This window comes from Vibrio sp. 10N.222.46.A1 (genome assembly GCF_041473595.1).
GTDB classification, from domain to species: domain Bacteria; phylum Pseudomonadota; class Gammaproteobacteria; order Enterobacterales; family Vibrionaceae; genus Vibrio; species Vibrio tasmaniensis_A.
Map to the genome: position 1 here is coordinate 1 of NZ_JBFRSN010001447.1, position 3,915 is coordinate 3,915.

At 45.6% G+C, this 3,915-nt stretch carries 5 protein-coding genes; all 5 read left to right on the forward strand.

What is annotated here, in order from left to right:
- On the forward strand, window positions 1–545 hold a 545-nt coding region (locus AB4496_RS27255), incomplete at its 5' end, for a sterol desaturase family protein (protein ID WP_372133078.1).
- 206 nt (window positions 546–751) lie between these two features.
- The gene (gene sbcB, locus AB4496_RS27260; protein WP_009846946.1) at window positions 752–2,176 is read left to right on the forward strand and encodes an exodeoxyribonuclease I; all 1,425 of its coding nucleotides are present in this window, start codon (window positions 752–754) and stop codon (window positions 2,174–2,176) included.
- A gap of 25 nt (window positions 2,177–2,201) precedes the next feature.
- Complete coding sequence (locus AB4496_RS27265) at window positions 2,202–2,573, forward strand: CidA/LrgA family protein (RefSeq protein WP_009846947.1); 372 nt, start codon at window positions 2,202–2,204, stop codon at window positions 2,571–2,573.
- Window positions 2,574–2,575: 2 nt separating this feature from the next.
- Window positions 2,576–3,253: an LrgB family protein gene (locus tag AB4496_RS27270; RefSeq protein WP_009846948.1), complete on the forward strand. Its 678-nt coding sequence runs from the start codon at window positions 2,576–2,578 to the stop codon at window positions 3,251–3,253.
- 286 nt (window positions 3,254–3,539) lie between these two features.
- Window positions 3,540–3,915 (forward strand): cytidine deaminase (cdd, locus tag AB4496_RS27275; protein ID WP_372133081.1); only part of this gene is annotated, 376 nt, incomplete at its 3' end.

Sequence of the window (3,915 nt, forward strand, 5' to 3'; positions counted from 1 at the left end):
GCTATTACTGGTTTCATAGAGCAAGCCATCGTGTTCGCTGGATGTGGGCAGCACACGTGGCACACCACAGTTCAGAAAGCATGAACTTCAGTACGGCTTTCCGTCAAAGCTTAATGTATCCACTTGCTGGGATGTGGCTTTTCTGGATACCGTTGGTCATCATAGGTTTTGACCCTAAATGGGTCGTCTTTGTGGTGCTTCTGAATCTAGGTTTGCAGTTCTTCGTCCATACACAATGGATACGAAGCTTGGGGCCACTTGAATACATCTTTAACACCCCATCACACCACCGTGTGCATCACGGCAAAAACCCGCAATACATCGATAAGAACTACGCCGGCGTTTTGATCATTTGGGATAAATTGTTTGGTACGTTCGAGCCTGAAATTGAAACCGTGCGTTACGGCGTCACCAAACCCGTAAACAGTTTTAACCCTATAATCGTCACCTTTCAAGAATGGAAGGCTATATTCAAAGATTTGAGAAACCGAGAGCTAACCATTAAACAGAAAGTCCAGTTGATACTCTCACCCCCATCGGATTAAACGGACGATAGACAGATTGTATTAACTAAGATACCGCCTCAACTGGATTCAAAGACATCCCCACCGACTCGATTGAATAGTAAAGCACCGTTTTCCGACAATTTATTTGTGATCTGGGTTGCACGCGTACCGCATACTATCAGATACTGAACAAAACTAACCTTCAGCCACAGTAAACGTTCTGCGCTTGCTGTTCAGGAATTTCAATGAGTTCAGATAATCAGCCGACCTACTTCTTTTTCGATTACGAAACGTGGGGCGTTAGCCCAGCAAAAGACCGTCCGAGTCAGTTTGCGGGTGTTCGTACCGACCAAGATTTCAATGTTATTGGAGAGCCTCTGGTTATCTATTGCCAACCTCCTGCTGATTACCTCCCTGCGCCTGAAGCTGCGTTGATCACCCGTATCACACCACAGAAAGCGGCTTCACAAGGTCTCCCTGAGCCAGAGTTTATCGCTAAGATCCATGCTGAGTTGGCGAGACCAAACACCACAAGCCTTGGCTACAACAGTATCCGATTCGATGATGAAGTAACGCGTTACACCTGTTACCGAAATTTCATTGACCCATATGCGTGGAGCTGGCAGAACGGCAACTCACGTTGGGATCTATTAGATGTAATGCGCGCTGTTCACGCACTGCGCCCTGAAGGCATTGTTTGGCCAGAGAACGAAGAAGGTTATCCAAGTTTCAAACTGGAACACCTATCTGTGGCAAACGGCATTGAACACGAGAACGCGCACGATGCGATGGCCGATGTTATTGCGACCATCGAGTTAGCAAAGAAGCTTAAAGCTGCACAACCTAAGATGTTCGATTACCTTTACAACATGCGTCATAAGCGTAAGCTAAATGACCTAGTTGACATCGTAAACATGACACCATTGATGCACGTTTCGGGCATGTTTGGCCGTGACTGCAACTACACAAGCTGGATTGTGCCTATGGCTTGGCACCCAACTAATCAAAATGCGGTTATCGTGGTTGATTTAGCTAAAGATCCAAGCCCACTACTAGAACTGGACGCTGATGAACTCAGAGACAGACTCTACACCAAACGCAGTGAACTGAGTGAAGACGAGCTACCCGTACCCATCAAATTGGTTCAACTGAACAAGTGCCCTATTCTTGCTCCAGCCAAAACGCTGACGGCTGAAAATGCCGAAACCATCGGTATCGATCGCCAACAATGCTTGAAGAACTTGGCACTGCTGCGCGAACATCCAGAGATCCGCGAAAAACTCATTGGCCTTTACTCTCAAGAGCGCGAGTACGAAAAGAGTGATGATGTTGATACCCACCTTTACGACGGTTTCTTTTCACCTGCTGATAAAACAGCGATGAACATCATTCGTGAAACTGACCCGAACAACTTGGCAGCTTTGGATATCACCTTCAGTGACGAACGTATTAAACCGTTACTGTTCCGTTACCGTGCACGTAACTTCCCATGGACGCTCGACGAAGCTGAGCAATTGAAATGGGCAAACCATTGTCGTGAGTTTTATGAGTGCCGTTTAGAAGAGTACATGCTCAACCTTGAAAACCTCGCGCACGAACATGAAAGTGACGAGAAGAAAATGGCTATCTTGAAGGCGGTTTATCAATACGTAGAAAAGTTAGCTAGTTAATTCCATTATCAAGAGACGTAACACTTTGAAAGAAAGATTGATCCAACTGGTTTACTGCTTAATCTCCTTCACCTTAATCATAGGTGCACTTACAGTAGGTAACGCGTTACAGCACTTTTTGGATACCTCAATCCCAGGCAGTATTTTTGGCATGTTGATTCTGTTTGCCGCCATGGTGATTGGTATTGTTCCTTCGCACTGGGTACAACCCGGTGCAAGCTTGATTATCCGCCTAATGATCTTACTGTTTGTTCCGATCAGTGTTGGGTTGATGGATCACTTCGACATGCTCATCGCGAACGCATTGCCAATTATGGCGAGCGCCGTTGGTGGCACGTTGCTGGTGTTGGTGTCCTTATCATGGTTTTTAGACCGCTTGCTTTCGAGAGGTAACTGATCATGTGGATTCTACTCACCATCGTGGTATTCCTGTTTGCTCGCTGGGTAAGTCAGAAAGTGAACTCACCACTGTGTAATCCCCTGCTGATCAGCATTGGTATCATCATTCCGATACTCACGTTCTTCAAAGTACCGTTTGAGACTTACTATGCGGACAACACCTGGATTACCTACATGCTGCAGCCCGCGGTAGTTGCCCTTGCTTATCCGCTTTATGAACAGCTACCTCAAATCAGAGCCAACTGGCGCATCATCACCTTTGCTTGCACACTAGGCAGTGTGATGTCGATGACAACAACAGCAATGATTGCGGTCGCCTTTAAAGCAGACTTAAGTTTGATTGCGAGTTTATTAGGTAAGTCAGTCACCACACCAATTGCGATGGAAGTATCGAGCCATTTAGGTGGTGAAGCAGCGATTGCGGCAATACTGGTATTGATTGTTGGTCTATTTGGGGCAATTTTTGCTTATCCAATCTACAATCTCATTGGTATTAAGAGCCCTATTGCCCGAGGTTTAACCATGGGTACCGTGTCTCATGCTTTAGGTACTGCGACCTGTGCTGAAAAGAATCAGGAAGATGCTGCATTCAGTTCGTTGGCTCTTGTGCTTTGTGGCGTCATTACCTCGATCATCGCACCGAGTATATTTTCGCTCGTGGTTTGGTTCTATTCTTAACCTAAACGATCACTACGCGATCCAGCCCAACCAGAATGCTGTTTATTACAGTGTCTGTTTGGGCTTTTTATTCGCATTTATTTAGCAATAGCAGTCAAGTCACGGTCTTTTACGAGCACTAAGTGCGATATCAGCTGTATAAATGGCTCTTGTAATCGATTTCAAGTGTGACCTCACTCTAATTATGCAAACCAATGTAACAACAACAATTCAATGGTGATCTTTATCACAGAAAATTCCTGAGCATTGCATAGAATTAAAGCCTAAGGTCAATTAAGGATTCAACATGAACAGTCGTATTACCCTGGCGCTGGAAAGTGCTCCAACAGCAATCAAAGCACTTTTGAGTGACATCGTATTAGCAGACAACTTTGACGCGACATTGTCTCCAGAACAATTTGCTAGCCTACTGCAAGCAAGTGGTTTCGCGGATGACGAGCTACGTATTGCGCTACTTCCTTTTGCCGCAGCCTATTCTTACGCTCCGTTATCTGACTTTTATGTTGGTGCAATCGTGCGTGGTTTGTCTGGCACTCTGTATTTTGGTGCAAACCTTGAAATCGCTGGTGTTCAACTTGGCCAAACAGTACACGCTGAGCAATCTGCAATCAGCCACGCTTGGATGAAAGGCGAACAAGGTATTTCTGATATCACCATCAACT

Bases quoted from the DNA above. Each gene is read 5' to 3' on its own strand.
- sbcB (WP_009846946.1), top strand. From the start codon at position 752: ATGAGTTCAGATAATCAGCCGACCTACTTCTTTTTCGATTACGAAACG.
- AB4496_RS27270 (WP_009846948.1), top strand. From the start codon at position 2,576: ATGTGGATTCTACTCACCATCGTGGTATTCCTGTTTGCTCGCTGGGTA.